This window comes from Variovorax sp. CF079, assembly GCF_900101545.1.
In the GTDB taxonomy this organism is placed as follows: Bacteria; Pseudomonadota; Gammaproteobacteria; order Burkholderiales; family Burkholderiaceae_C; genus Variovorax.
Genome location: NZ_FMZU01000010.1, coordinates 118184 through 143871, shown reverse-complemented (window position 1 = coordinate 143871; position 25688 = coordinate 118184). Strand labels below are relative to the sequence as shown.

Sequence of the window (25688 nt, the reverse complement as noted above, 5' to 3'; positions counted from 1 at the left end):
TAGTCCAACTCCCTGTGGGGGTAAAGGCACGCCCCCTTTCAGTGCAGCCGGAGGCGATTCCATGTCTGGCGGATGCGGGACGAGGCTGCCGGCTCTTCAGCCCGCGGCGCCCCTTCGGGTGGTGGGAGCAGGTGCCGGACCGATTGCGCCACCTGCACGCACTCCTTGATGTGCAGCTCGCCCAACGTGCGCAGGGCGGCGTAGCCCAGCGCGGCCGAGACGACCTGGCCCGCGATGGGCACGTACTTGGTGGCCTGCTTCGCGGTCAGGCGGATGCCGGCGTGGCGGGCCAGCTTGATCAGCAGTTCGCGGGTCACGAGCTTGCCCACCAGCAGGGCGCCGACGGCGGCGGCCGCCTGCTGCACGCGCTCGCGCTGATGGGGCGCCAGGCGCTGGATCTGGGTCGCCGAGAGGCCGAATTCCGCACTGATCTGGGGCACCACCCGTGAGAGCAGTGCCGCGTCGGCGGCCCAATCGACGCCGGGAAGCGGCACCGCGCTCGCAGCGGCAGCGATCAGCGCCTTGCGGCCGAGCAGGCGCCGGCTGCGCCGGATCGCCGCGATCAGCTGCGGATCACCCTGAGCGAGTTCGATGGCCGACGGCATATTCGGCGCAGCCTATCACGCCAGCTCAGGCCGCGAGCGCCTCGAGCCGGTCCGACAGCGCCAGCCAGCGCTCCTCGAGCTGTCCGATCTCGTCGTTCAGCGTCTTCAGGCGCTTGCCGGCTTCGGCGATCTCAGGCGCGGGCAGCGGATTCGCCAGCCGCGCTTCGAGCGAGGCCTTTTCGGTGCCGGCGGCGGCGAGCCGCTCGTCGATCTGCGCCAGCTCGCGCTTGAGCGGCTTCGCCTGCTCGCTGCGCTGCTGGCGGTCCTGGGCCGCTGCCTGGGGAGAGGGTGCGGCCTTTTCGACGACGGCAGCAGCCTCGCGCGTCGCCAACTTGGCCTCTTCGCGCAGGCGCTTGGCCTCGTCCAGCAGGTAGCGCTGGTAGTCGTCGAGGTCGCCGTCGAAATCCGTCACCACGCCGCGGCCGACCAGCCAGAACTCGTCGCAGACCGAGCGCAGCAGCGCCCGGTCGTGGCTCACCAGCATCAGCGTGCCTTCGAACTCGTTGAGCGCCACGGCCAGGGCCTCGCGGGTGGCGAGGTCGAGGTGGTTGGTCGGCTCGTCCAGCAGCAACAGGTTGGGACGCTGCCAGACCATCATCGCCAGTACCAGGCGCGCCTTCTCGCCGCCGCTCATGGTGCCGACCGCCTGTTTCACCATGTCGCCGCTGAAGTTGAAGCTGCCGAGGTAGCCGCGCAGGTCCTGTTCGCCGGTGCGCTCCTTGACGCTCGAGCCAAGCTCGCGTGCCATGCGCACCATGTGTTCGAGCGGCGTGTCCTGCGGGCGCAGCACGTCGAGCTCCTGCTGCGCGAAGTAGCCGATGTTGAGGCCCTTGCCCTCGGTCACCGTGCCGGCGAGCGCACCCATTTCGCGCGCGATGGTCTTGACCAGGGTCGACTTGCCCTGGCCGTTGGCGCCCAGGATGCCGATGCGCTGGCCGGCCAGCACCGAGCGGTTGACGCCGCGCAGGATGGTCTTGGGCGGCTCGTCCTCAATCAGGTACCCAAAGCTCGCATCGCTAATCGAGAGCATCGGGTTCGGGATGTTCCCTGGCTCCTTGAACTCGAAGCTGAAGTCGGCCTCGGCCAGCAGCGGCGCGACCTTTTCCATGCGCTCCAGCGCCTTGACGCGGCTTTGGGCCTGCTTGGCCTTGCTGGCCTTGGCCTTGAAGCGGTCGATGAACTTCTGCAGATGGGCGATCTTGTCCTGCTGCTTGGCGAAGGCGGACTGCTGCAGCTCCATCTGCTGGGCACGCAAGGTCTCGAAGGCGCTGTAGTTGCCGCCGTAGCGCGTGAGCTTGGCGTGCTCGATGTGCAGCGTCACGTCGGTCACGGCGTCGAGGAACTCGCGGTCGTGGCTGATCACGATCATCGTGCCGGCGTACTTCTGCAGCCAGGCTTCGAGCCAGACCAGGGCGTCCAGGTCCAGGTGGTTGGTCGGTTCGTCGAGCAGCAGCAGGTCGCTTGGGCACATCAGCGCGCGGGCCAGCTGCAGGCGCATGCGCCAGCCGCCGGAGAAGCTGTTGACCGGCTGGTCGAGCTCGTGCGCCTTGAAGCCGAGGCCGAGGATCAGCGCCTGTGCGCGCGGCACGGCATCGTGCTCGCCGGCGTCGGCCAGGTCGGTATAAGCATGCGCCAGGTCCATGCCGATGTCGTGATCGTCGGGGTCGGCTGCATGGGCGGCTTCGGTGACGGCGAGGGCTTCGCGCAACTCGGTGAGCCGCGTGTCGCCGCCGACCACGAAGTCGGTGGCGGACTCGTCGGTCTCGGGCATGTTCTGCGCGACCTGCGCCAGGCGCCACTGCTTTGGGGAGGCGAAGTCACCGCCGTCCTCGTGCAGCGTGCCGTTGAACAGCGCGAACAAGGTGGACTTGCCGGCGCCGTTGCGCCCCACCAGCCCGACCTTCTCGCCGGGGTTGATGGTGACGCTGGCGCCGTCGAGCAGCACTTTGGCGCTGCGGCGCAGGATGACGTTTTTGAGAGTGATCATTGAAGAAGTGATTCGCGCGGGACCAGCAATACCTGGTCTTCGCCCGCGCTGGTGGCGAGCCACACCACTTCGAGCTGCGGGAACGCTGCCTCGAAGTGCGAGCGCTCGTTGCCGATTTCAAGCACCAGCACGGCGGATTCGCTCATGCGCGCCGGTGCGTCGGCGAAAAGCCGGCGGATGAAGTCCATGCCGTCGGCGCCGCCGGCCAGCGCGAGTTCGGGCTCGGCGCGGTATTCGGCGGGAAGCCCGGCCATGCTTTTCGCATTGACGTAGGGCGGGTTGCAAAGAATCAGGTCGTAGGGGCCGCGCACCTTTGCGAGGCCATCGGATTCGACGAGCGTGATGCGCGCATCGAGCTGGTGGCGCGTGACGTTGATGGCCGCCACTTCGAGCGCCGCGGTCGACAGGTCGGCCGCGTCGACGCTGATTTCCGGATAGGTCATCGCCGCCAGTACCGCGAGGCTGCCGTTGCCGGTGCACAGGTCCAGCACGCGCCGGGTGTGTTCGCCGAGCCAGGGATCGATGCTGCCATCGGCCAGCAGCTCCGCGATGAAGCTGCGCGGCACGATGGCGCGTTCGTCGATGTAGAAGGGCACGCCTTGCAGCCACGCCTCCTTGGTCAGATAAGCCGCGGGCTTGCGCGTCGCGATCCGTTGCGCCAGCACGTCGGCCACCCGCGCTGCATCCGCCGGCGCGACCGCGCGATCGGCGACCGCATCCAGGTCGTCCAGCGGCAGGCCCAGGCGCCACAGCACCAGCCAGGCGGCTTCGTCGAAGGCGTTGGTGGTGCCGTGGCCGAAGGCCACGCCCGCATCGGCCAGCTGCGTGGCGCCGGCCTCGATCAATTCGATGACGCTGCTCATACGCCTTGCAGCGTTTCGAGCCGGTCCAGCGTGCGCTTGTAAATGTTCTTGAGCTGCTCGATCTCGGCGACGGTGATGTGCTCGTCGATCTTGTGGATGCTCGCGTTGACGGGGCCCAGTTCGACCACCTGCTTGCAAATCTTGGCGATGAATCGCGCATCGCTGGTGCCGCCGCTGGTCGACAGCTCGGTCTCGATGCCGGTCTCGTCGCGGATGGCCTGCTGCACCGCGCCGACCAGTTCGCCCGGCGTGGTCAGGAAGGGCAGGCCGCCGATGGTCCAGGCCAGCGTGTAGTCGAGGCCGTGCGTATCGAGCACGGCCCGCACGCGCTGTTGCAGCGATTCGGGCGTCGATTCGGTCGAGAAGCGGAAATTGAAATCGATCACCGCCGCGCCGGGAATGATGTTGCTGGCGCCGGTGCCGGCGTGGATGTTGCTGATCTGCCAGCTGGTCGGCTGGAAATAGGCATTGGCAGCGTCCCAGCCCCCGGCCGCGTTGATCGCGACCAGTTCAGCCAGCGCCGGCGCAAAGGCGTGGATCGGGTTCTTCGCCAGATGCGGATAGGCGATGTGTCCTTGCACGCCCTTGACGGTGAGCTTGCCGCTCATCGTGCCGCGCCGGCCGTTCTTGATCATGTCACCGCAGCGCTCGACCGCGGTCGGCTCGCCGACGATGCAGTAGTCGATGCGCTCGCCGCGCGCGGCCAGCGTGTTGCAGACCACCACGGTGCCGTCGAGCGCCGGCCCTTCCTCGTCGCTGGTGAGCAGCAGGGCGAGCGTGAGGCGCGGATCGGGCGTCGTGGCCAGGAAGTCCTCGATCGCGACGACGAAGGCCGCCAGCGAGGTTTTCATGTCGCAGGCGCCGCGGCCGTAGAGCTTGCCGTCGCGGTGCGTGGGCGTGAACGGATGGCTGCTCCACTGCTCGAGCGGGCCGGTGGGCACCACGTCGGTGTGGCCGGCGAAGGCCACGGTGCGCGTGGCCTGCGGCTCGCCAGCGCCGGGGCGCACGGCCCAGAGGTTGGTCACGCGAAAGTCGGCCGGGCCGCTTTCGATGCTTTCGAGCCGGAAGCCGAGCCGCGCCAGCCGCTCGCCGAGGATCTGCTGGCAGCCCGCATCGTCGGGGGTGACCGAGGGGCGGGAGATCAGTTGTTCGGCGAGTTGGAGCGTTCGGGACATTGAAAGAGAAAAGGGCTAGTGACGGACGTCGAGCGTGATGTCCGTGAAGGTGGGTTCGTCGACCTGGTCGAGCAGCGCGCGGTCTTCGCGGCGTGCCGCCGGCGCGGCGCGGTTCTGCAGGCGCCACATCAGGTTGGTCGGGGAGTCGGCTTGCGCGAGGCCTTCCTCGCGGGTGATGAAGCCGTCGGTGATCAACCGGGCGATGTCTTCCTCGAAGGTCTGCGAGCCTTCGGCCATCGACTGCTCCATCGCTTCCTTGACGCCCGAGAAGTCGCCCTTGCCGATGAGCTCGGCCACCAGCGCCGTGTTGAGCAGCACTTCGAGCGCCGGCATGCGGGCGCCGTCGGGCGTGCGCAGCAGGCGCTGCGCGACGATCGCGCGCAAGGCGCCGCCGAGATCGCCCAGCAGCGTGGCGCGCACCTCGACCGGATAGAAGCTCAGGATGCGGTTGAGCGCGCGGTAGCTATTGTTGGCATGCAGCGTGGCCACGCACAGGTGGCCCGACTGGGCGTAGGCGATTGCGGCCGTCATGGTCTCGCGATCGCGGATCTCGCCGATCTGGATCACGTCCGGCGCCTGGCGCAGCGCGTTCTTGAGCGCGATCTGCAGCGACTGCGTGTCGCTGCCGACGTCGCGCTGGTTCACCATCGACTTCTTGTTGGTGAAGGTGAATTCGATCGGCTCTTCGACCGTGAGGATGTGGCCGGTCGCGTTCTCGTTGCGGAAGTCGAGCATCGAGGCGAGCGTGGTGCTTTTGCCGGCGCCGGTGGAGCCCACCATGAGGATCAGGCCGCGCTTCTCCATCACCAGCGTCTTCAGGATCTCGGGCAGGTTCAGCTCGGCGAAGGACGGGATGACCGAGGCGATGTGCCGCACCACCACCGCATAGCTGCCGCGCTGGCGCATGGCGCTGATGCGGAAGTTGCCCGCGTCCTCGAGCGCGATCGCCGTGTTGAGCTCGCCGGTGCGTTCGAGTTCGGCGATGCGCTCCGCATTCACCACCTCGGAGAGCAGGGCGAGCGGCGCCTCCGGCGGCAGCACCTGCGCATTGATGGGCAGGCAGTTGCCGTTGATGCGGATCAGCGCCGGGGAGTGCGCCGAGAGGTAGATGTCGGACGCCTTGCGTTCGGCCATCAGGCGAAGAATTCGCTCCATCGTCTTCATCGGCATTTCTCCTCGGCGTTGTGTGGTTGGTTAAGAACGAAGTGTTCAGTCGCGCAGCAGGTCGTTGAGCGAGGTCTTGGCGCGGGTTTGCGCGTCCACTCGCTTCACGATGATCGCAGCGTACAGGCTGTACTTGCCGTTGTCCTTGGGCAGCGTGCCGCTGATGACCACCGAGCCTGCCGGCACGCGGCCGTAAGTCACTTCGCCGGTCGCGCGGTCGTAGATCGGCGTGCTCTGGCCGATGTACACGCCCATCGACAGCACCGAGTTCTCTTCGACCACCACGCCTTCGACCACTTCGGAGCGCGCGCCGATGAAGCAGTTGTCCTCGATGATGGTCGGGCCGGCCTGCAGCGGCTCCAGCACGCCGCCGATGCCGACGCCGCCCGAGAGGTGCACGTTGGCGCCGATCTGGGCGCAGGAGCCGACCGTGGCCCAGGTGTCGACCATGGTGCCTTCACCGACGTAGGCGCCGATGTTCACGTAGGAGGGCATCAGGATCGCGCCCTTGGCGATGTAACTGCCGCGGCGCGCCACCGCCGGCGGCACGATGCGCACGCCGGCTTCCTTCAGCTCGCCGGCCGAGAGGTGCGAGAACTTGGTCGGCACCTTGTCGTAGAAGCCGAGCGAGCCGGCCTGCATCTGCTCGTTGTCCTTGAGGCGGAAGGACAGCAGCACGGCCTTCTTGATCCACTGGTGCACCGTCCACTGGCCCACGGCCTCGCGGGTGGCGACGCGCAGCTTGCCGTTGTTGAGCTCGGCGATCACATGCTCGACCGCATCGCGAACTTCCTTCGGGGCGCTGGTGGCGGAGATGTTGGCGCGGTCTTCCCACGCGGCGTCGATGGTCTGCTGGAGTTGTTGGGTCATGTGGAATCGATGAAAGAGGGCTCAGCGGCCCCGTTGAACGAACTGGACGATGCGCTGCGCGGCCTCCACGCACTCCTTGGTGCTGGCCACGAGCGCCATGCGGATGCGGCCCCGGCCGGGGTTGGCGCCTTGCGCATCGCGCGCCAGGTAGCTGCCCGGCAACACCGTCACATTGTATTGAGCGTAGAGCTCGCGGGCGAAGGCGGTGTCGTCGCCGTTCCACACTGCCGGCACGCCCGCCCAGAGGTAGAAGCTGGCATCGGGCAGGCGCACATCGAGCACCGGCTCGAGCAGCGGCGTCACGGCTGCGAACTTGGCGCGGTACTGCGCGCGGTTGTCGACCACATGGCTTTCGTCGCTCCAGGCCGCGATGCTGGCCGCCGCCACCGCGCCGCTCATCGCGCTGCCGTGGTAGGTGCGGTACAGCAGGAACTTCTTCAGTATGGATGCGTCGCCGGCGACGAAGCCGCTGCGCAGGCCGGGCACGTTGCTGCGCTTGGACAGCGAAGTCAGCGCCACCAGGTTGCGGAAGTCGTCGCGGCCCAGCTTGGCTGCGGCTTCGAGTCCGCCCAGCGGCGGCTCGTCGCGGAAGTAGATCTCGCTGTAGCACTCGTCGGAGGCGATGACGAAGCCGTGCTGGTCCGCCAGCGCGAACAGCTTCTTCCATTCTTCAAGCGGCATCACCGCGCCGGTCGGGTTGCCGGGCGAGCAGACGTACACCAGCTGCGCGCGGGCCCAGACCTCGGCCGGCACGCTGTCCCAGTCGACGGCGAAGTTGCGCGCCGCCACGCTCGGCACGTAATAGGGCTCGGCGCCTGCCAGCAGGGCCGCGCCTTCGTAGATTTGATAGAACGGATTGGGGGAGAGCACCACCGGCGCCGGCGTCTTCGTGGGGTCGACCACCGTCTGCGCCAGAGAGAACAGCGCCTCGCGGGAGCCATTGACCGGCAACACCTGCGTTGCCGGATCGAGCGCCAGGCCGTAGCGCTGCCGCACCCAGCCGGTGAAGGCCTCGCGCAAGGGCAACTCGCCCGCTGTCGCGGGGTAGACCGCCAGCGTATCGAGGCTGTTGCTCAATGCATCCTTGATGAAGGACGGCGTCGCGTGCTTGGGCTCGCCGATGCCGAGGCTGATCGGCTCGAAGGCAGGGTTCGGCGTGACGCCGGCGAACAGTTCGCGCAATCGCGCGAAGGGGTAGGGCTGCAGCTTGGCGAGCAGGGGGTTCATGGCTGCGATTATCGCGGGCCCGCCTGTGTTTCAGCCGCAAGAAAGGCGTAGAGACGCGGATCGTCGGCGTAGCCGACGTTGAATCGCATCCATGGCGTCGGCTGCTGGCCGGGCCGGAACAGGTAGCCGGGCGCCAGCATGATGCCTGCGGCCACGGCGCGCTGGGCCACGGCGAGCACGTCGACGTCCTCGGAGGGAAAACGGGCCCACAGGAACGGACCGCCCGCCGGCCGCGTGAACACCTCCAGGCCCGCGGCCGCAAGGCCATCGCACACCGCGTTCTGCGCGGCGCTGAGCCGTGCGGCCAGCCGGGCGATATGGGCGCGAAAGCGCCCCTCGACCAGCACCGCATGCACCAGCTTCTCGCCCAGTTCGGAACTGGTGAGGCTGCTGACCATCTTCTCGTAGATGAGCTTTTCCGCGAACTCCTCGCTGCTGGCGACGAAGCCCACCCGCAGGCTGGGGGAGATCGTCTTGGAGAAGCTGCCGACGTAGATCACGCGGCGCAGCTGATCCAGGCTCGCCAGGCTGGTGGCGCCGGGCGGTTCCAGGCCGGCCATGACGTCGTTCTCCACCACGCGGAAGTCGTACTGCTCGGCCAGCCGCAGGATCTGGTAGGCCACGGCCGGCGAACACTGGCTGCCCGTGGGGTTGTGCAGGTGGGTGCTGATGAAGAAGGCCTTGGGCCGGTGGCGCTGCGCCAGCGCCTGCAGGGCCGCGAGGTCGGGGCCGTCGAGCTTGCGCTCGACGCCGATCAGGCGCACGCCGAGCGATCGCAGGGTGGCGAAGAAGTTGGTGGAACCCGGGTCGTCCACCAGCACCGTGTCGCGCGGCTGCAGCAGGCAGCGGCCGGCGAGTGCCAAGGCCTGCGTGGCGCCATGGGTGAGCACGATCTGGTGCGGCGTGGCGTCGACGGCGCGCGCGGCCAAGAGGATCTGGATCTGCTGGCGCAGCGGCAGGTAGCCGTAGGGCGTGCCGTAGTTCGCCAGGCCGGCGGACTTCTTGCGCGCCAGGCCCGCCAGCGCCTGGCGCACGCCGTCGGTGTGCAGCCAGTCGGGCGGCAGCCAGCCGCAGCCGGCATTGAGCAGCGTGCTGTCGTCCTCATAGACGCGCCGTATCAGCCACAGCGAATCGACCGAGGTATGGCCGACGAAGGGCTTGCGGCGCTGCTGCATCGCGGTGCGGCTGCGGTTCGCGGCGACGAAGTAGCCGCTGCCTGGCCGCGCCTCCACATAACCCTCGGCCACCAGCCGGCTGTAGGCATTGGTCACGGTCATGGTGCTGATGCCGCATTCGCCGGCCAGCGCGCGCACCGATGCGAGCCGCGTGCCCGGGGGCAGCGCACCCTTGTCGATCTTCTCGACCAGCGCCTCGTAGACCTGCCGCACCAGCGGTACGGGCCGGGTGCCGTCAATGGAAATCATCGGTGCGTTCATCCAGGGTGGGGTACGGGTCGGTGCACTGTATATGGGCGTGCACCGCCTTGCTCAGTCTCGTGATCGTGCATGCTGATATAGCGCACATCGCACGAACTGTATATATCCACTTTGCGCATTCCCTGACTCAATCGGCGGCTCGTCTCATCCATCGGGAAATGCACATGCAGAAGCTGAATTTCACGCGCTCCCTTGCCGGCGGCATCGCCGGCGCCTTCACGCGCCGGCAGGCCGCCTGGTGCGTGGCCGCTGCGCTGGCCGCGAGCGCTGCCGTGCCGGCGCTGGCGCAGTCCTCGACGCTCAAGATCATTCCGCACTCGAACATCACGGTGCTCGACCCGATCTGGACCACGGCCTATATCTCGCGCAACTTCGGCTACATGATTTACGACACGCTGTTCGGCACCGACATCGACGGCAAGATCAAGCCGCAGATGGTCGACAAGTGGAGCGTCTCGAAGGACGGCAAGACCTGGACCTTCACGCTGCGCGACGGGCTGGAGTTCCACGACGGCAAGCCCGTCGCCAGCGAGGACGTGGTCGCGTCGCTCAAGCGCTGGGCGAGCCGCGACACCTTCGGCGGCCAGCTCGCCAAGGTCACCGACAAGTACCAGACGCCCGACGCCAAGACCTTCGTCCTGGTGCTGAAGGAGCCCTTCGGCCTGGTGCTCGAAGCGCTGGGCAAGCCCTCGGCGAACGTGCCTTTCATCATGCCCAAGCGCGTGGCCGACACGCCCGGCGACACGCAGATCAAGGAGACGATCGGCTCCGGCCCCTTCGTCTTCAAGGCCGATGAGTTCCGGCCCGGCGAACGCGCAGTGTTCGTCAAGAACGCCAAGTACAAGCCGCGCGCCGAAGCACCTTCGGGCACCACCGGCGGCAAGCAGGTCTACGTCGATCGCGTCGAGTGGCTCATCATCCGCGACGCGCAAACGCAGATGAATGCGCTGATCAACGGCGAGGCCGACATCCTCGAGCAGCCGGCCTTCGAGCAGTACGCCTCGCTGCGCACCAACCCCGACATCCAGCTGATCGATGCGCAGCCGGCCGGCAACCAGTTCATCTTCCGCTTCAACTTCCTGCACGCGCCCTTCGACAACGAGAAGATCCGCCGCGCCGCGATGATCGCGATGGGCCAGGAAGCCTTCCTCAAGACGCAGGTGGGCGCGCCCGGCCTCACGCGCTACTGCAAGAGCATGTTCCCCTGCGGCACGCCCTTCGAGTCGACGAACACCGGCGACTACAGCGGCGTGGCGAATCCGCAGAAGGCCAAGGCGCTGCTGCAGGAGGCCGGCTACAAGGGCGAGCCCGTGGTGCTGATGCGCCCGACCGATCTCGCCGCCATCGCCAAGCTGCCGCTGGTGGCCAAGCAGCAGCTGGAGCAGGCCGGCTTCAAGGTCGACCTGCAGACCATGGACTGGCAGACCCTGGTGGCGCGCCGCGCCAAGAAGGACCTGCCTTCCGCCGGCGGCTGGAATGCGTTCATGACTTCGTGGACCTCGTCCGACATCCTCAACCCGCTGACCATGGCGATGATGAACGCGGCCGGCGACAAGGGCTGGTTCGGCTGGCAGGACGACGCCAAGCTCCAGGACATCAAGACCCAGTTCACCAAGGCCGCGACCGAGGCCGACAAGAAGAAGCTGGCCGAGCAGGCGCAGTTGCGCGCTTTCGAAACGGTGACGCACGTCCCGGTGGGCCAGTACAGCCAGCCGGCCGCCGTGCGCAAGGGCGTGAGCGGCCTGGTGCCGGCCGGTGCGCAGGTGTACTGGAACATCAAGAAGCAATAAGGCCGCCGGCGTCCACCCATGCTCAGCTTTCTTGCCAAGCGCCTGCTGGCCACGCTGCCGGTGCTGCTGGTGGTGGCGATCGCGGTCTTCATGATCGTGCGCCTCACCCCCGGCGATCCGGCGGCGGTCATCGGCGGCAACAGCGCCACCAGCGAAGACCTCGATCGCATCCGCGAGCAGCTCGGCCTCACCCGGCCGCTGTGGACGCAGTTCCTGCTCTGGGGCGAGGGCGTGCTGCGCGGCGACCTGGGCTTCTCCTTCTTCCTCAACAAGCCGGTGCTGACGCTGATCGCGCAACGCATGGAGCCCACGCTCTCGCTCGCCGGCGGCACGCTGCTGCTGGCGGTGGCGATCGCGCTGCCGCTGGGCACGCTGGCGGCCTGGCGCATGGGCGGCTGGCTCGACAAGGCGGTGATGGCCTTCTCGGTGGCCGGCTTCTCGGTGCCGGTGTTCGTGGTCGGCTACCTGCTGATCTATGTGCTCGCGCTCAAGCTGCAGTGGTTTCCGGTGCAGGGCTACAGGCGCCTCGCGGGCGGCGTCGGGCCCTGGCTGCAGCAACTGGTGCTGCCCTGCCTGACGCTGGCCGTGACCTACGTGGCGCTGCTGGCGCGCGTGACGCGCGCGGCCGTCAGCGAGGCGCTGACCGAGGACTACATCCGCACCGCCCGCGCCAAGGGCATCACCGAACTGCAGGTGCTCAAGCACCACGCGCTGCGCAACGCGGCGGTGCCGGTGGTGACGGTGATCGGCGTCAGCGCCGCGCTGCTGCTCGGCGGCGTGGTGGTGACCGAGACCGTGTTCGCCATTCCGGGCCTGGGCCAGCTGACGGTCGACGCGGTGCTCAACCGCGACTTCCCGGTGCTGCAGGGCGTGGTGCTGTTCTTCGCGCTGCTCTATGTGCTGGTCAACCTGCTGGTCGACTTGAGCTACCTGTTCCTCGACCCTCGTATCCGCTACTGACCACCATGGGCACTCTAGGCAAACTCTGGCGCAACGGCGCCGTGCGCGGGGGCGTCATCGTGCTCGCGGTGCTGGTCGTGCTGGCCGCTGCGGCGCCCTGGCTCGGCACCTTCGATCCGGCCGCGATGGATCCGAGCTACGTTTCGGTGCCGGCCGGCAGCGCCGGCCAGGTCACGCTGCCCGACGGGCGCGAGCTGCAGCACACCTTCTGGATGGGCAGCGACAACTTCGGCCGCGACATCTGGAGCCGGGTGCTCTACGGCACCCGCATCTCGCTGGTGGTGGGCATCTTCACCGCGGCGGCGGCGATCGTATTCGGCTGCCTGCTGGGCATGCTGGCCGGCTACTTCCGGGCGGTGGATGCGGTGCTGATGCGCATCATGGACGGCCTGATGGCGATCCCCGCGGTGCTGCTCGCGATCACGCTGGTGGCGGTGCTCGGCGCCAGCCTGCCGACGGTGATCCTCGCCATCGCCATGCCCGAGGTGCCGCGCGTGACGCGGCTGGTGCGCGCGCTGGTGATGGGGTTGCGCGACGAGCCCTTCGTCGAGGCGGCGCGCGCGCTGGCCACGTCGAATGCCGTGATCCTCTGGCGCGACATCCTGCCCAACGCGCTGGCGCCGCTGATCGTGCAGGGCACCTTCATCGCCGCCTCGGCGGTGCTGACCGAGGCCATCCTGAGCTTCCTCGGCCTGGGCCTGCCGGCCGACGTGCCGACCTGGGGCAACATCATGGCCGAGGGGCGCGTGCTGTTCTCGCAGGCGCCGGGCAACGTGCTGTTCCCGGCCCTGTTCCTGGTGCCCACGGTGCTGGCCATCAATCTGCTGGGAGACGGCCTGCGCGACGTGCTGGACCCCAAGTTCTCCAAGCGCGTTTGAGGACGGCCGCATGACCACCCAACCCCAAGCCGCGGTGCCCGTGCTGCTGGTCGAAAACCTCCAGGTGGCGCTGCCGGCCGATGCCGACCGGCCCTATGCCATCGAGAGCCTGAGCGTGCGCATCGAGGCCGGCCGCACGCTGTGCATCGTCGGCGAATCGGGCTCCGGCAAATCGGTGCTCGCCACCACCGTGATGGGCCTGCTTGCCAAGGGCCTCGGCGTCGGGGCCGGCCGCATCTCGCTGGCCGGCGAGATGCTGCTGGCCGGCGGGCGCTACGTGTCGGACAAGCGGCTGCGCGAACTGCGCGGCACCGGCATGGGCATGGTGTTCCAGGAGCCGATGACCGCGCTGAATCCGGTCCACAGCTGCGGCGAGCAGGTGGACGAGCTGCTGCGTACCCACACGGCATGGAATGCGGCCGAGCGCAAGGCGCGCATCCTCGCCATCTTCGAGCGCGTGCGCCTGCCGGACCCGGCGCGCATGTTCGCAAGCTATCCGCACCAGCTCTCGGGCGGCCAGCGCCAGCGCATCGTGATCGCGATGGCGATCATCCTGAAGCCGCGGCTCCTGATCTGCGACGAGCCCACCACCGCGCTCGACGTGACCACGCAGGCCGAGATCCTCAAGCTCATCGCCGAACTGCAGGCCGAGCAGGGCAGCGCGGTGCTCTTCATCACGCACGACATGGGCGTGGTGGCCGAGATCGCCGACGACGTGATGGTGATGCACCGCGGCAAGGTGGTGGAGCAGGGCCTCTGCGAGCAGGTGCTGCGCGCGCCGCGCGAGGCCTACACGCGCATGCTGCTGGACGCGGTGCCCGGCATGACGCCGCCGCCGCCGCGCGACCTGCCGGGCGGCGCACCGATGCTCGCGGGCCGCGGCGTGGGCAAGACCTACGCGCGGCGCGACTGGATGGGCCGTGCCAGGCACAACACCGCACTGCGCGACGCCAGCGTGGCCGTGCACCGCGGCGAGACCGTGGGCGTGGTGGGCGAGTCCGGCTCGGGCAAGTCGACCTTCGCGCGCTGCATGATCCGCCTGATCGATCCGAGCGAAGGCAGCGTGCACTGGGGCGATGCCGAGGTGCAGCAGCTTCCCGAGGGCCGCCTGCGCCCGCTGCGCTCGCGCGTGCAGGTGGTGTTCCAGGACCCGAACCGCTCGCTCAATCCGCGCCGCACCGTCGGCTCCTCGATCGTCGAGGGCGCGATGAATTTCGGCATGGACCGGCAGCAGGCGCGCCACAGCGCCGAAGAGCTGATGGACCGCATCCAGCTGCCGCGCGCCGGGCTCGAGCGCTACCCGCACCAGTTCTCGGGCGGCCAGCGCCAGCGCCTGGCGATTGCGCGCGCCATTGCCTGCCAGCCGCAGGTGCTGGTGGCCGACGAGGCCGTCTCGGCGCTGGACGTCTCGGTGCAGGCTCAGATCTTGGAATTACTGCGCGAGATTCAGCGCGACCTCGGCCTGGGCATCCTGTTCATCACGCACGACCTGCGCGTGGCCGCGCAGCTGTGCGACCGCGTGATCGTGATGAGCCAGGGCAGCATCGTGGAACAGGGCGCCACCGGCGAGGTGTTCCGCCGGCCGCAGCACGACTACACGCAGCGCCTGCTGGCCGCCGCGCCGCGCGCGGAGCTGGCGCGCAGTCCGCTGGCGGCCTGAACCATCCATTCCTTCAGAAACAGAGAACCACCCTCTCATGACAGAACTCCACGCACTCCCGGCGCTCGAGATGATCGCTGCCTACAAGAGCGGCACGCTCTCGCCCGTCGAAGTCACGCAGGCCGTGCTCGACCAGATCGCACGCTGCGAGCCGCGGCTGCAGGCCACCTATGCGCTCGACCCCGAGGGCGCGCGGGCCATGGCCCGCGCCTCCGAAGCGCGCTGGCGAGCCGGCACGCCGCTGGCGTGCGGCGGCGTCACGCTCGACGGCGTGCCGGCCACCATCAAGGAGAACATCGCGACCCGCGGCGTGCCGGTGCCGCTGGGCACGGCCGCGACCGAACTCGTGCCCGCCGCGGCCGATGCGCCGCCGGCGGCCAGGATGCGCGAGGCCGGCGCGGTGTTCCTCGGCAAGACCACGATGCCGGAGTACGGCATGCTGTCCTCGGGCCTGTCGAGCTTCCATCCGCTGACGCGCAACCCGTGGAACACTGACAAGAATCCCGGCGGTTCGAGCGCCGGCGCCGGTGCGGCCGCAGCCGCCGGCTACGGGCCGCTGCACATCGGCACCGACATCGGCGGCTCGGTGCGTCTGCCGGCCGCCTGGTGTGGCGTGGCCGGGCTCAAGCCCAGCCTGGGCCGCATCCCGATCGACCCGCCCTACATGGGCCGCGTCGCCGGCCCGATGACGCGCACCGTCGCCGACGCGGCGCTGATGATGGCCGTGCTGTCCCAGCCCGACGCGCGCGACCACATGAGCCTGCCGCCGGCGCAGATCGATTGGCTGGACCTGGAGCGCGACATCCGCGGGCTGCGCATCGGCCTCTTGCTGGACGCCGGCTGCGGCATGCCGGTGGACCCGCAGGTGCGCGCGGCGGTGGAGGCGGCGGCGAAGCTGTTCGAAGCCGCCGGCGCCGTCGTCGAACCCGTGACGCCCTGGATGAACGACGAGATGCTGCATGGCGTCGATACCTTCTGGCGCATCCGCTCGGGCATGGACGTGCAGGCGCTCGCGGCGGACAAGCGCGCGAAGCTGCTGCCCATCGTGCGTGCCTGGGCCGAGGCCGGGCTGGGCCTGACGGGCGAAACCGCCTTCCATGGCTACACCCAAACATTCAAGACCCGCGCCGCAACCGTAGCCGCCACGCAGCCCTACGACTACGTGATCTCGCCCGTGTCGCCCAACACCAGCTTCGCGGCCGAATGGGCCTACCCGACCAACGATGTCGCGACCGCGATGGACCACATCGGCTTCACGCTGCCCTACAACATGAGCGAGCAGCCGGCCGCCTCGGTCAACTGCGGCTACGACAGCAACGGCGTGCCGATCGGCCTGCAGATTGCGGGGCGCCGCTTCGACGATCTCGGCGTGCTGCAGATCGCGCGGGCCTGGGAATCGATGCGTCCGGCCCAGCGCCCCTGGCCCGCCATCCCGCTCGAACGCTGATGACAGTGCGCTGGCAGCCGGAGTTCGTGCAGGGCGCACGCGCGATCGCCGGCCCTGCGCTGGGCACCGTCGCGATGGGTCTGGCCACCGGCGTCGCGATGGCCAAGAGCGGGCTCGCGCTGCCGGTGGTGCTCGCGATGTCGCTGGGCGTGTTCGCCAGCGCCTCGCAGCTGGCTTGCGTGCCGCTCATCATGGCCGGCGCGCCCTTGTGGGTGATCGTGCTGACCGCCGGCATGCTGAATGTGCGCTTCGTGGTCTTCAGCGTGCATTGGCGGCACTACTTCGGCCGGCTGCCGCTCGGGCACCGGTTGCTGCTGGGCTATCTCGCGGGCGATCCGGTCTATGCGCGCTTCGTGCAGCGCCATCCGCGACCCGCGGCCGGGCAGCTGCCGTACTTCCTCGGGCTTGCGCTGACGAACTGGGCCGTCTGGCAGTTGTCCTCGCTCGCCGGCATCTTTTTGGCCGATGCGATTCCCGTCGAGTGGGGGCTGCGCTTCGTCGGCGTGCTGGCGCTGCTCGCGTTGGCGCTGCCGATGCTGTCTGACCGCGCGGCCTGGCTCTCGGCCGCCGTGGCCGGCGCGGTGGCGCTGCTGGCCTGGCCGCTGCCGCTGGGCCTCAATGTGGCCGTCGCGATCGCTGCGGCAATGGCCGCGGGCCTTTGGGCCGACCGACGCGCGGGCCGTCTCGCATGAGCAACCTGCACGCCTGGATCGCCGTCTTCGCGCTGGTGGCGGTGACGGTGCTCACGCGCGGCGTGTTCCTGCTGCCGCGCCGCGAGCCGCGCCTGCCGGCCTGGCTGCAGCGCAGCCTGCGGCACGCGCCGCTCGCGGCGCTGGTGGCCGTGGTCGTGCCTGAGGTGCTGCTGTCGCAAGGCCACCTGCCGACCGACTGGCGCGATGCGCGCTGGTTTGCGGTCGCCGCCGCGACCGCCTGGTACGCATGGCGGCGCGACATCACCGGTACCATCTTCGTCGGCGCCGCCGTGCTGCTTGCACTGCGGCTCGGGCTGGGCTGGTAGCACTTCACACAAGGACACCCATGAACATCCTGATCGCCGGCTTCCAGCACGAGACCAACACCTTCGCTCCGACACGTGCCGACTGGGCCGCCTTTCTGCGCGGCGACAGCTTCCCGGCCTATGCGGAAGGGCCGGCGATGCTGGAGCGCTTCACCGGCTCCAGCCTGCCGGCGGGCGGCTTCATCGCCGAGGCGCAGGCGCGCGGCTGGCAACTGCTGCCGTCCTGCTGGGCCGGCGCCACGCCCTCGGCGCAGGTGACGCGCGACGCTTTCGAGCGCATCGCGGGCACCATCGTCGAGGCGGCGCGCAGCGCGCTGGCCGGGCCGGGACTGGATGCCATCTACCTCGACTTGCATGGTGCCGCCGTGGCCGAACACGTCGACGACGCCGAGGGCGAGCTGCTGGCACGCCTGCGCGCGCTGGTCGGGCCCGAGATGCCGATCGTCGCCAGCCTGGATCTGCATGCCAACGTGACGCAGCAAATGCTCGAGCTGGCCGATGCGCTGGTGGCCTACCGGACCTATCCGCACGTGGACACCGAAGCGACCGGCCGGCTGGCCGCGCAGCTGCTGGAACGGCGCCTCGCGCGTGGCGCACGCGAGCCTGTCGCGGCGCGCCGCATCCCCTTCCTGATCCCGATCAACGCCGGCTGCACCATGATCGAGCCGGCCGGTGCGGTCTACCGTCAGCTGCCCGGGCTGGACGTACGCCACGCCACCATCGCCAGCGTGGCGATGGGTTTTCCGGCGGCCGATTTCCCCGAGTGCGGGCCGATGGTCTGGGCCTACGGCGACGCGGCCCAAGCCGTGGTGGACACGCTGTACACCGACATCTGCGAGCCGGCAGTGCGCTGGCGCGTAGCCACCTGGACGCCGGATGATGCCGTGGCCCAGGCCATCGAACTGGCGGGGCCGGCCGCACGCCCGGTGGTCATCGCCGACACCCAGGACAACCCTGGCGCCGGCGCCGACAGCAACACCACCGGCATGCTGCATGCGCTGCGTCGCGCGGGCGCAGGACAGCGCTTTCCACAGCAGGTAGCGCTCGGGCTGTTGTACGACCCCGAGTCCGCCGCGGCGGCGCATGCCGCGGGGCGGGGCGCGCGCCTGCGCCTGGCGCTGGGCCGCTCGGTACCCACCTGGTCGGGGCAATGGAGCGACCCGCCGGTGGAAGCCGAATGCACGGTGCGCGCGCTGCATGAAGGCGGCATCGTGCTGCAGGGGCCGATGATGACGGGCGTGCGAGTCCGGCTCGGCCCTTGCGCCTGCCTGGACGTGGACGGCGTGCTGGTCGTGGTCGCCAGCGGCAAGAAGCAGATGCTCGACCGCGCGCTGTACCGCTGCGTGGGCATCGAGCCTGAGCAGATGAAGATTCTCGTCAACAAGAGCTCGGTGCATTTCCGCGCCGACTTCGCGCCGATCGCGCATGAGATCCTGGTGGCGCGCGCGCCGGGCCCGATGTCCGCCGATCCGTCGGACCTGCCATGGACCCGGCTGGCGGCATCGACATCGCCCCGGGTGCCGGATTGAGGAGCGCAGCATGAAAGTCCTCATCGCCCGGATGAATCACGAGACCAACACCTTCTCGCCGGTGCCCACGCCGCTTTCGGCCTTCGGCAACAAGGGGCCGCTGTATGGCATCGACGCCCGGCGCGAGGCCGAGGGCGGGCGCACCGCCATGTCGGCTTTCATCGACCTGGCGCGGGCAAGGGGTGCGGAGATGGTGACGCCGATCTCGGCATCGGCCAACCCGAGCGGCCGAGTGGAGGCGGCCGCGTACGCCGCGATCTGCGACTGCATCGTCGACGCATTGCCCGGCTGCGATGCCGTGCTGCTCGATCTGCACGGCGCGATGGTCGCCCAAGGCAGCGACGACGGCGAGGGCGATCTGCTGGCGCGCATTCGGGCTGCCGCGCCGGGCGTGCCCGTTGCCGTGGCGCTCGACCTGCACGGCAACGTGACGCAGAAGATGATCGACCACGCCGACGTGATCGTGAGCTTCAAGACCTATCCGCATGTCGACATGTACGAGACCGGCGAGCACGCAGGACGCTTGCTGTTCACCAAGCTGGACGGACTTTGCCGTCCCGTGCTGGCCTGGCGCCGGCTGCCGTTGATGACGCACACGCTGCGCAGCGCCACCGCCGAAGGCGCGATGCGCGACGCGGTCGCGGCGGCACGCGCGGCGGAAGCCGATGGCATGGCCGCAGTCTCGATCCTCGCCGGCTTCAGCCTGGCCGACATCCCGAACCCTTGCATCAGCGTGGTGGTGGTGGGCGACGGCGACGCCGCAGCGGCCGACCGGGTGGCGGCTGCGCTGGCGGAGCGCATCTGGGCGGCGCGTGCGGACTTCGTCTATCGGTCCGAGCCCTTGGCGCAATCGCTGGCGCGCGCCCGCAAGCTGGCGGTGCAGGCCGATCGGCCGGTGCTGCTGCTCGACCACGGCGACAACTGCATGTCGGGCGGCAGCTGCGACACCATGGACGTGCTGATGGCGGCGCTTGCGGCCGGCATGCAGGGCATCCAGGCCGGCCTGCTGTGCGATCCGCAAGCGCTCGCGCAATGCGCCGAGGCCGGCATCGGCGCCGAGATCGAGCTGCTGCTCGGCCACAAGCGCCCGCTGGTGCAGATCGGCCGCAGCACGCCGCCGGTGCGGCTGCGCGGCACCGTGCGCGCGCTCACCGACGGGGAGTACGTGATCACGGGGCCGACCTACACCGGCCAGCGCGCCTGCATGGGCCGCTCGGCGGTGTTCGACATCGGCGCGGCGCAGATCGTCGTCACCGAGCGCACGCACGAGCCCTGGGACCTGGGCACCTTCGAAAGCGTCGGCCTCGATCCGCGCCGTGCGCGCTTCCTGCTGCTGAAGTCGCGCATGTACTGCCGGCCGGTCTTCGTGCCCATCGCCGCCGGGCTGGTGGAGTGCGACAGCCCGGGTGTCACCAGTTCGGACTATTCGCTGTTCCCGTTCGAGCGGCTCGCGCGACCGCTGCATCCGTTCGACGAGCCTTCTTATTCGGCTACAGCTTCTTGACCAGCACCTGGCTCTTGCGGTCCCAGTTGTACTTGCGCTTGCGCGCCTCGGGCAGCCAGTCGGGGTTGACCTGCTGGAAGCCGCGCTTCAGGAACCAGTGCATGGTGCGCGTGGTCAGCACGAAGATGCTTTCCAGCCCGCTGGCCTTGGCGCGCTGCTCGACGCGCTTGAGGATGCGTTCGCCGTCGCCTTGCGACTGCGACTGGGGCGAGACCGTGAGCGCCGCCATCTCCGCGGTCTTCGCCTCAGGATAGGGGTAGAGCGCCGCGCAGCCGAAGATCACGCCGTCGTGCTCGATCACCGTGTACTGGCCGACGTCGCGCTCGATCTCGGTGCGGCTGCGCTTGACCAGCGTGCCGTCGCGCTCGAAGGGTTCGATGAGCTGCAGGATGCCGCCGATGTCGTCCGCCGTCGCCTCGCGCAGCGATTCGAGCTTCTCGTCGATCACCATGGTGCCGATGCCGTCGTGCACGTAGACCTCGAGCAGCAGCGAGCCGTCCACCGAGAAGGGGATGATGTGGTTGCGCTCCACGCCCGCCTCGCAGGCCTTGACGCAGTGCTGCAGGTAGAAGGCCGTGTCGGTCGGGGTCTGGGGCGGCGCCAAGAAGGCCAGCAGCTTCCTGGCGCTGTCGAGCGGCAGCTCGGTGTCGATGGGGTTGTCCTCGCTGACGGGCTGGCTGGTGTCCTGCGGAATGCCTGGAACCTCGGTCAGGAAGATCAGCTTGTCGGCCTGGATCGAGATCGCCACGCTGGTCGCGACTTCTTCCATCGTGAGGTTGAAGGCCTCGCCGGTGGGCGAGAAGCCGAAGGGCGACATCAGCACCATGGCGCCGAAGTCGAGCCCGCGGCGGATGCCGGCGGCATCGACCTTGCGCACCAGGCCCGAATGCTGGAAGTCGACGCCGTCGACCACGCCGACCGGCCGCGCGGTGATGAAGTTGCCCGAGATCATGCGCACGGTGGAACCGGCCATCGGCGTGTTCGGCAGGCCCTGGCTGAAGGCGGCCTCGATCTCGTAGCGCAGCTGTCCGGCCGCCTCCTGCGCGCAGTCGAGCGCCACCTCGTCGGTGATGCGCATGCCGTGCGAGTACTTGGCCTCGTGGCCCTTGGCGCGCAGCTGTTCGTTGACCTGCGGCCGGAAACCGTGCACCAGCACCACCTTGACGCCCATGCTCTGGATCAGCGCCAGGTCCTGCGCGATGCTGGGCAGCTTGCCGGCCGCGATGGCCTCGCCCGCCATCGCGACCACGAAGGTCTTGCCGCGGTGCATGTGGATGTAGGGCGCCACCGAGCGGAACCAGGGGACGAAGGTGAAATTGAAGACGGTGGACATTGGCGGGGTAGGGCAGGCGAAAAGTTCGGGCGCAAGATAATCGACGATTTTCCCCGAACTGCCAGCCTTGTCTTCGTCCCCACTTCGAATCGAGTTTCCAGAATCCCTGCCGGTGTCGGCCCGGCGCGACGAAATCATGGCCGCCATCGAGGCGAACCAGGTCGTGATCGTCTGCGGCGAGACGGGTTCGGGCAAGACCACGCAGTTGCCCAAGATCGCGCTGGCCCTGGGTCGGGGCAAGCTCAATGCGCCCCCTGGCAAGGGCCGCCTGATCGGCCACACGCAGCCGCGGCGCATAGCCGCATCGTCGGTGGCCAAGCGCATCGCCGAGGAGCTCAAGACGCCGCTGGGCGAGGTGGTCGGCTTCAAGGTGCGTTTCCAGGACCGGCTGGCGCGCGACGCCTCGGTCAAGCTGATGACCGACGGCATCCTGCTGGCCGAGACGCAGACCGATCCGCTGCTCAAGGCCTACGACACGCTGATCATCGACGAGGCGCACGAGCGCTCGCTGAACATCGATTTCCTGCTCGGCTACCTGCGCGAAATCCTGCCGCGGCGGCCGGATCTCAAGGTCATCGTGACCTCGGCCACCATCGATGCGGACCGGTTCGCGCGGCATTTCGCGTCGGCCCGCCCGGCGCCGGGCCGCCCCAAGGCGGGCGCGGCCCCCTCGGGGGGCAGCGACGACGCGCAGCGCGGAGCGTGGGGGCCAATGACTCCTGCGCCCACGATCACGGTTTCGGGCCGGATGTTCCCGGTGGAGCAGCGCTACCGCCCCTTCGAGGAGTCGCGCGACTACGACCTCGCCAATGCCATCGCCGACGGCGTCGACGAGCTCTGGCGCGATCCGCACAACGCCGGCGACATCCTGGTCTTCCTGCCCGGCGAACGCGAGATCCGCGAGGCCGCCGACCACCTGCGCAAGCATCTGAGCCATCAGCCGCTGATGCGCAGCGCCGAGGTGCTGCCGTTGTTCGCACGCCTGTCGCAGGCCGAGCAGGACCGCATCTTCGACGGCCACACCGGTCGCCGCATCGTGCTGGCCACCAACGTCGCCGAGACCTCGCTGACGGTGCCGGGCATCCGCTACGTGATCGATGCCGGTACCGCGCGCGTCAAGCGCTACAGCTTCCGCAGCAAGGTGGAACAGCTGCTGGTCGAGCCGATCAGCCAGGCCGCGGCCAACCAGCGTGCGGGGCGCTGCGGCCGGGTCGCCGACGGCATCTGCATCCGGCTCTACGACGAGAAGGATTTCGTAGGCCGGCCGCGCTTCACCGATCCGGAGATCCTGCGCTCCTCGCTGGCCGGCGTGATCCTGCGCATGAAGTCGCTGCGGCTGGGCGACGTCGAGCGCTTTCCTTTTCTCGAAGCGCCGCAGCGGCGCGCGATCGCCGACGGCTACCAGCTGCTCAACGAGCTCGGCGCGGTCGACGACGCGAACGAGCTCACGCCGATGGGGGCCGAATTGGCCAGGCTGCCGCTCGATCCGCGGGTCGGCCGCATGATCCTGGAGGCACGCACGCGCGGCGCGCTCGAAGAGGTGCTGGTGATCGCGAGCGCGCTGTCGGTGCAGGACGTGCGCGATCGGCCGATGGAGGCGCAGCAGCAGGCCGACCAGGCGCATGCGAAGTTCGACGACGAGAAGAGCGAGTTCAGCGGGTATCTGCGGTTATGGAAGTGGATCAACGACGCGCGCGGCGGCCATGGCGACACCCACAAGCTCAGCAACCGCCAGTACGAATCGCTGCTCCGGCAAAACTTCATCAACGTGCGCCGCGTGCGCGAGTGGCGCGACATCCATTCGCAATTGCTCACGGTAGTCACCGAGCACAAGTGGCGCATCAACAGCGAGCCGGCGGGCTACGAACCGCTCCACCTTTCGATGCTCTCCGGCCTGCTCGGCAACATCGGCTGGAAGCTGGAGGACCCTTCGACAGGCTCAGGACAGGCTTCGGAGTACCTCGGCGCGCGCGGCATCAAGTTCTACCGCCATCCCGGCGCGCATCTGAAGAAGAAACCCGGCCGCTGGATCGTCGTGGCCGAGCTGGTCGAAACCACGCGCCTCTTCGGCCGCGGCATCGCGAACATCGAGCCGCAGTGGCTGGAACAGGTCGCGGGCCATCTGCTCAAGAAGCAGCTGCTCGACCCGCACTGGGAGAAGAAGGGCGCGCAGGTCGCGGCGCTGGAGCGCGCCACGCTCTACGGGCTGGTGGTCTACAGCGGGCGGCGCGTGGACTTCAGCAAGGTCGACCCGGTGGCCGCGCGCGAGATCTTCATCCGCGAGGCGCTGGTCGGCGGGCAGTGGGAAAGCAAGCTGCCTTTTCTCGCCGCCAACCGCAAGCTGGTGCGCGAGGTCGAGGGTCTCGAGCACAAGTCGCGCCGGCAGGACGTGCTGGTCGATGACGAGCTGATCTACGCCTTCTACGACGCCCAGCTGCCGCCCGATGTGTCGAGCGGCCTCGCTTTCGAGAGCTGGTACCGGCAAACGTCGAGGGAGCAGCCGCGGCTGCTGTTCCTGACGCGCGAGGAGCTGATGCGGCACACGGCCGCCGGCATCACGACCCAGTCCTTTCCGCCGACGATCCGGCTGGGCGGCGTCGATTGCGCCGCGACCTACCTGCACGAGCCCGGCGATGCCAAGGATGGATTGACGGTCACCGTGCCGCTCTTCGTGTTGAACCAGGTCAGCGAGGAACGCTGCGAATGGCTGGTGAGCGGCATGCTGAAGGACAAGGTGCAGGCGCTGCTGAAGAGCCTGCCGCAGAAGCCGCGCGCCCGCCTAGTGCCCTTGCCCGACTCGGCCGCGCGCCTCGCGGAGCAGCTGGCCGCACCCGAGGTCTTCGGCCACGGTTCGCTGACCGATGCGCTGCTGAAACGCGTGCGCGAGCAGACCAGCCTCGACGTGAAGCGGACCGACTTCAAGCTCGACATGCTGCCGCCGCACCTGTTCATGAACCTGCGCGTGGTCGACGAGCACGGCCGCCAGCTCGGCATGGGGCGCAGCCTCGGCGCGCTGAAGGCGGAGCTGGGCGCGCAGGCGCGCGGCGCGTTCCAGGCGCTGGCGGGACTCAACGTCAAGGCGTCCGTCGAGAAGCCCGATGCATCTGCGCCGGCCGAGAACAAGGCCGCGGCCAAGGCGCCGGCGGCGCCCGCGCTGCCGGCAGGCCAGCGCTACACGGCATGGACCTTCGGCGAGCTGCCGGAGCTGATGGAAGTGCGGCGCGGCGCGCAGTCGCTGATCGGCTTTCCGGCCCTGGTCGACGGCGGCGACGCGGTGACGATCGAGGTCTTCGACGAACCGGCGGTGGCCGCCGCGAAGCATCGTGCCGGCCTGCGCCGCCTGTTCGCACTGCAGCAGAAGGATGCGCTCAAGTACCTCGAGAAGAACATCCCCGACCTGCAGAAGATGGCGGTCGCCTACATGCCGCTCGGCACGGCGGAGGAACTGCGCGCCCAGATCGTCGACGTGGCGCTCGAGCGGGCCTTTCTGCAGGAGCCGCTGCCGGCCGACGAGGCGGCGTTCAAGCAGCGCGTGGACGAGGGCCGCGGGCGGCTCACGCTGATCGCCAACGAGGTCGCGCGGCTGGCCGGCACCATCCTTGCCGAGTACACGCTCGCCGTGCGCAAGATCAAGGACACGAAGATCCAGCCCGCCGCCACGGCCGACGCGGCGCAGCAATTGCAGCGCCTGGTCGGCAAGCGTTTCATCGCCGACACGCCCTGGCCGCGGCTTGCGCACTTCGCGCGCTACCTCAAGGCCATCACCCTGAGGCTCGACAAGCTGCGGGCCGACCCGGCGCGGGATGCAGAGCGGCTCGCGGAGCTGCGGCCGCAGGAGCAGCGCTACTGGCGCCTCCTGGCCGAGCGCAAGGGCGCGCTCGACGAACGCATGAGCGAGTTCCGCTGGCTGCTCGAGGAGTTGCGCGTGAGCTTCTTCGCGCAGGAGCTGCGCACGCCGCAGCCGGTCAGCGTCAAGCGGCTCGACAAGCTGTGGGTGCAACTCGAAAGCTGAGCGTGGACCCAAAAAAAAGCCCGCCGAAGCGGGCTTTGCTTTCAAGCGTTCGTGCCACCTATATGCGCCCCATGAGGAGCAGCACGATCACCACCAGCAGCACCAGACCCAGGCCGCCGCTCGGGCCATAGCCCCAGCTGCGGCTGTAGCCCCAGCTCGGCAACGCGCCGACCAGGAGCAGGATCAGAACGATCAGCAGGATCATTGAGAGCGACATGGATTTCTCCTAG

At 69.0% G+C, this 25688-nt stretch carries 20 protein-coding genes; 10 read left to right on the top strand and 10 right to left on the bottom strand.

Annotated elements, in window-relative coordinates; all coding sequences use genetic code 11:
- Positions 1-38: 38 nt before the first annotated feature.
- The 8 genes from BLS74_RS15250 to BLS74_RS15215 are packed head-to-tail and all read right to left on the bottom strand — an operon-like array spanning position 39 to position 9315.
- Positions 39-605: a hypothetical protein gene (locus BLS74_RS15250; protein ID WP_093107633.1), complete on the bottom strand. Its 567-nt coding sequence runs from the start codon at positions 603-605 to the stop codon at positions 39-41.
- Positions 606-630: 25 nt separating this feature from the next.
- Entirely contained in the window at positions 631-2592 is a 1962-nt protein-coding gene (locus BLS74_RS15245) for an ABC-F family ATP-binding cassette domain-containing protein (RefSeq protein ID WP_093107631.1), read from the bottom strand.
- Positions 2589-3455, bottom strand: coding sequence for a 50S ribosomal protein L3 N(5)-glutamine methyltransferase (gene prmB / locus BLS74_RS15240; RefSeq protein WP_093107629.1), 867 nt, complete (start codon positions 3453-3455; stop codon positions 2589-2591). Before prmB ends, BLS74_RS15245 begins: the two co-directional genes overlap by 4 nt.
- Positions 3452-4630 carry a succinyl-diaminopimelate desuccinylase gene (gene dapE, locus BLS74_RS15235; protein WP_093107627.1) on the bottom strand — a complete coding sequence of 393 codons (1179 nt, stop codon included), beginning with the start codon at positions 4628-4630 and terminating at the stop codon, positions 3452-3454. Before dapE ends, prmB begins: the two co-directional genes overlap by 4 nt.
- A 15-nt stretch (positions 4631-4645) precedes the next feature.
- Positions 4646-5794 carry a PilT/PilU family type 4a pilus ATPase gene (locus BLS74_RS15230; protein ID WP_093107625.1) on the bottom strand — a complete coding sequence of 383 codons (1149 nt, stop codon included), beginning with the start codon at positions 5792-5794 and terminating at the stop codon, positions 4646-4648.
- A gap of 45 nt (positions 5795-5839) precedes the next feature.
- Positions 5840-6664: a 2,3,4,5-tetrahydropyridine-2,6-dicarboxylate N-succinyltransferase gene (dapD, locus tag BLS74_RS15225; protein WP_093107623.1), complete on the bottom strand. Its 825-nt coding sequence runs from the start codon at positions 6662-6664 to the stop codon at positions 5840-5842.
- 21 nt (positions 6665-6685) lie between these two features.
- On the bottom strand, positions 6686-7891 hold the full coding sequence (dapC, locus tag BLS74_RS15220; protein WP_093107621.1) for a succinyldiaminopimelate transaminase: 1206 nt from the start codon (positions 7889-7891) through the stop codon (positions 6686-6688).
- Between the two features lie 8 nt (positions 7892-7899).
- Positions 7900-9315: an aminotransferase-like domain-containing protein gene (locus tag BLS74_RS15215; protein WP_093107619.1), complete on the bottom strand. Its 1416-nt coding sequence runs from the start codon at positions 9313-9315 to the stop codon at positions 7900-7902.
- Between the two features lie 176 nt (positions 9316-9491).
- Between BLS74_RS15215 and BLS74_RS15210 the strand changes: the two genes are divergently transcribed.
- The 9 genes from BLS74_RS15210 to BLS74_RS15170 are packed head-to-tail and all read left to right on the top strand — an operon-like array spanning position 9492 to position 20113.
- Positions 9492-11117, top strand: coding sequence for an ABC transporter substrate-binding protein (locus BLS74_RS15210; protein ID WP_093107617.1), 1626 nt, complete (start codon positions 9492-9494; stop codon positions 11115-11117).
- 18 nt (positions 11118-11135) lie between these two features.
- Entirely contained in the window at positions 11136-12077 is a 942-nt protein-coding gene (locus BLS74_RS15205; RefSeq protein WP_093107615.1) for an ABC transporter permease, read from the top strand.
- Between the two features lie 5 nt (positions 12078-12082).
- Complete coding sequence (locus BLS74_RS15200; protein ID WP_093107613.1) at positions 12083-12955, top strand: ABC transporter permease; 873 nt, start codon at positions 12083-12085, stop codon at positions 12953-12955.
- Positions 12956-12965: 10 nt separating this feature from the next.
- The gene (locus BLS74_RS15195) at positions 12966-14615 is read left to right on the top strand and encodes a dipeptide ABC transporter ATP-binding protein (protein WP_093107611.1); all 1650 of its coding nucleotides are present in this window, start codon (positions 12966-12968) and stop codon (positions 14613-14615) included.
- A 37-nt stretch (positions 14616-14652) separates the two neighbouring features.
- The gene (locus BLS74_RS15190) at positions 14653-16062 is read left to right on the top strand and encodes an amidase (RefSeq protein ID WP_093107609.1); all 1410 of its coding nucleotides are present in this window, start codon (positions 14653-14655) and stop codon (positions 16060-16062) included.
- Positions 16062-16754 carry an AzlC family ABC transporter permease gene (locus tag BLS74_RS15185; protein ID WP_093107607.1) on the top strand — a complete coding sequence of 231 codons (693 nt, stop codon included), beginning with the start codon at positions 16062-16064 and terminating at the stop codon, positions 16752-16754. Before BLS74_RS15190 ends, BLS74_RS15185 begins: the two co-directional genes overlap by 1 nt.
- The gene (locus tag BLS74_RS15180) at positions 16751-17080 is read left to right on the top strand and encodes an AzlD domain-containing protein (RefSeq protein WP_093107605.1); all 330 of its coding nucleotides are present in this window, start codon (positions 16751-16753) and stop codon (positions 17078-17080) included. The genes BLS74_RS15185 and BLS74_RS15180 overlap by 4 nt, the downstream gene beginning before the upstream one ends.
- 20 nt (positions 17081-17100) lie before the next feature.
- Entirely contained in the window at positions 17101-18609 is a 1509-nt protein-coding gene (locus BLS74_RS15175) for a M81 family metallopeptidase (RefSeq protein ID WP_093107603.1), read from the top strand.
- A gap of 10 nt (positions 18610-18619) precedes the next feature.
- The gene (locus BLS74_RS15170; RefSeq protein ID WP_093107601.1) at positions 18620-20113 is read left to right on the top strand and encodes a M81 family metallopeptidase; all 1494 of its coding nucleotides are present in this window, start codon (positions 18620-18622) and stop codon (positions 20111-20113) included.
- Here the strand turns inward: BLS74_RS15170 and argA are convergent.
- A complete protein-coding gene (argA, locus tag BLS74_RS15165; protein ID WP_093107599.1) occupies positions 20100-21446 on the bottom strand; it encodes an amino-acid N-acetyltransferase in 1347 nt (448 codons plus the stop codon). The genes BLS74_RS15170 and argA overlap by 14 nt on opposite strands.
- Before the next feature lie 67 nt (positions 21447-21513).
- On the opposite strand from argA, the gene hrpA reads away from it, so the two are divergent.
- Complete coding sequence (gene hrpA, locus BLS74_RS15160; RefSeq protein ID WP_093107597.1) at positions 21514-25458, top strand: ATP-dependent RNA helicase HrpA; 3945 nt, start codon at positions 21514-21516, stop codon at positions 25456-25458.
- Positions 25459-25516: 58 nt separating this feature from the next.
- Here the strand turns inward: hrpA and BLS74_RS15155 are convergent, their stop codons facing one another.
- Positions 25517-25675 (bottom strand): DUF3309 family protein, encoded by a 159-nt coding sequence (locus BLS74_RS15155; RefSeq protein WP_093107595.1) that lies wholly within the window; start codon positions 25673-25675, stop codon positions 25517-25519.
- Between the last annotated feature and the right edge of the window lie 13 nt (positions 25676-25688).

Bases quoted from the DNA above. Each gene is read 5' to 3' on its own strand.
- dapD (WP_093107623.1), bottom strand. From the start codon at position 6,664: ATGACCCAACAACTCCAGCAGACCATCGACGCCGCGTGGGAAGACCGC.
- BLS74_RS15180 (WP_093107605.1), top strand. From the start codon at position 16,751: ATGAGCAACCTGCACGCCTGGATCGCCGTCTTCGCGCTGGTGGCGGTG.
- argA (WP_093107599.1), bottom strand. From the start codon at position 21,446: ATGTCCACCGTCTTCAATTTCACCTTCGTCCCCTGGTTCCGCTCGGTG.
- BLS74_RS15250 (WP_093107633.1), bottom strand. From the start codon at position 605: ATGCCGTCGGCCATCGAACTCGCTCAGGGTGATCCGCAGCTGATCGCG.
- BLS74_RS15245 (WP_093107631.1), bottom strand. From the start codon at position 2,592: ATGATCACTCTCAAAAACGTCATCCTGCGCCGCAGCGCCAAAGTGCTG.
- BLS74_RS15175 (WP_093107603.1), top strand. From the start codon at position 17,101: ATGAACATCCTGATCGCCGGCTTCCAGCACGAGACCAACACCTTCGCT.
- prmB (WP_093107629.1), bottom strand. From the start codon at position 3,455: ATGAGCAGCGTCATCGAATTGATCGAGGCCGGCGCCACGCAGCTGGCC.
- dapC (WP_093107621.1), bottom strand. From the start codon at position 7,891: ATGAACCCCCTGCTCGCCAAGCTGCAGCCCTACCCCTTCGCGCGATTG.
- BLS74_RS15185 (WP_093107607.1), top strand. From the start codon at position 16,062: ATGACAGTGCGCTGGCAGCCGGAGTTCGTGCAGGGCGCACGCGCGATC.
- BLS74_RS15215 (WP_093107619.1), bottom strand. From the start codon at position 9,315: ATGATTTCCATTGACGGCACCCGGCCCGTACCGCTGGTGCGGCAGGTC.
- dapE (WP_093107627.1), bottom strand. From the start codon at position 4,630: ATGTCCCGAACGCTCCAACTCGCCGAACAACTGATCTCCCGCCCCTCG.
- BLS74_RS15195 (WP_093107611.1), top strand. From the start codon at position 12,966: ATGACCACCCAACCCCAAGCCGCGGTGCCCGTGCTGCTGGTCGAAAAC.
- BLS74_RS15205 (WP_093107615.1), top strand. From the start codon at position 11,136: ATGCTCAGCTTTCTTGCCAAGCGCCTGCTGGCCACGCTGCCGGTGCTG.
- BLS74_RS15170 (WP_093107601.1), top strand. From the start codon at position 18,620: ATGAAAGTCCTCATCGCCCGGATGAATCACGAGACCAACACCTTCTCG.
- BLS74_RS15200 (WP_093107613.1), top strand. From the start codon at position 12,083: ATGGGCACTCTAGGCAAACTCTGGCGCAACGGCGCCGTGCGCGGGGGC.
- BLS74_RS15190 (WP_093107609.1), top strand. From the start codon at position 14,653: ATGACAGAACTCCACGCACTCCCGGCGCTCGAGATGATCGCTGCCTAC.
- BLS74_RS15230 (WP_093107625.1), bottom strand. From the start codon at position 5,794: ATGAAGACGATGGAGCGAATTCTTCGCCTGATGGCCGAACGCAAGGCG.
- BLS74_RS15155 (WP_093107595.1), bottom strand. From the start codon at position 25,675: ATGTCGCTCTCAATGATCCTGCTGATCGTTCTGATCCTGCTCCTGGTC.
- BLS74_RS15210 (WP_093107617.1), top strand. From the start codon at position 9,492: ATGCAGAAGCTGAATTTCACGCGCTCCCTTGCCGGCGGCATCGCCGGC.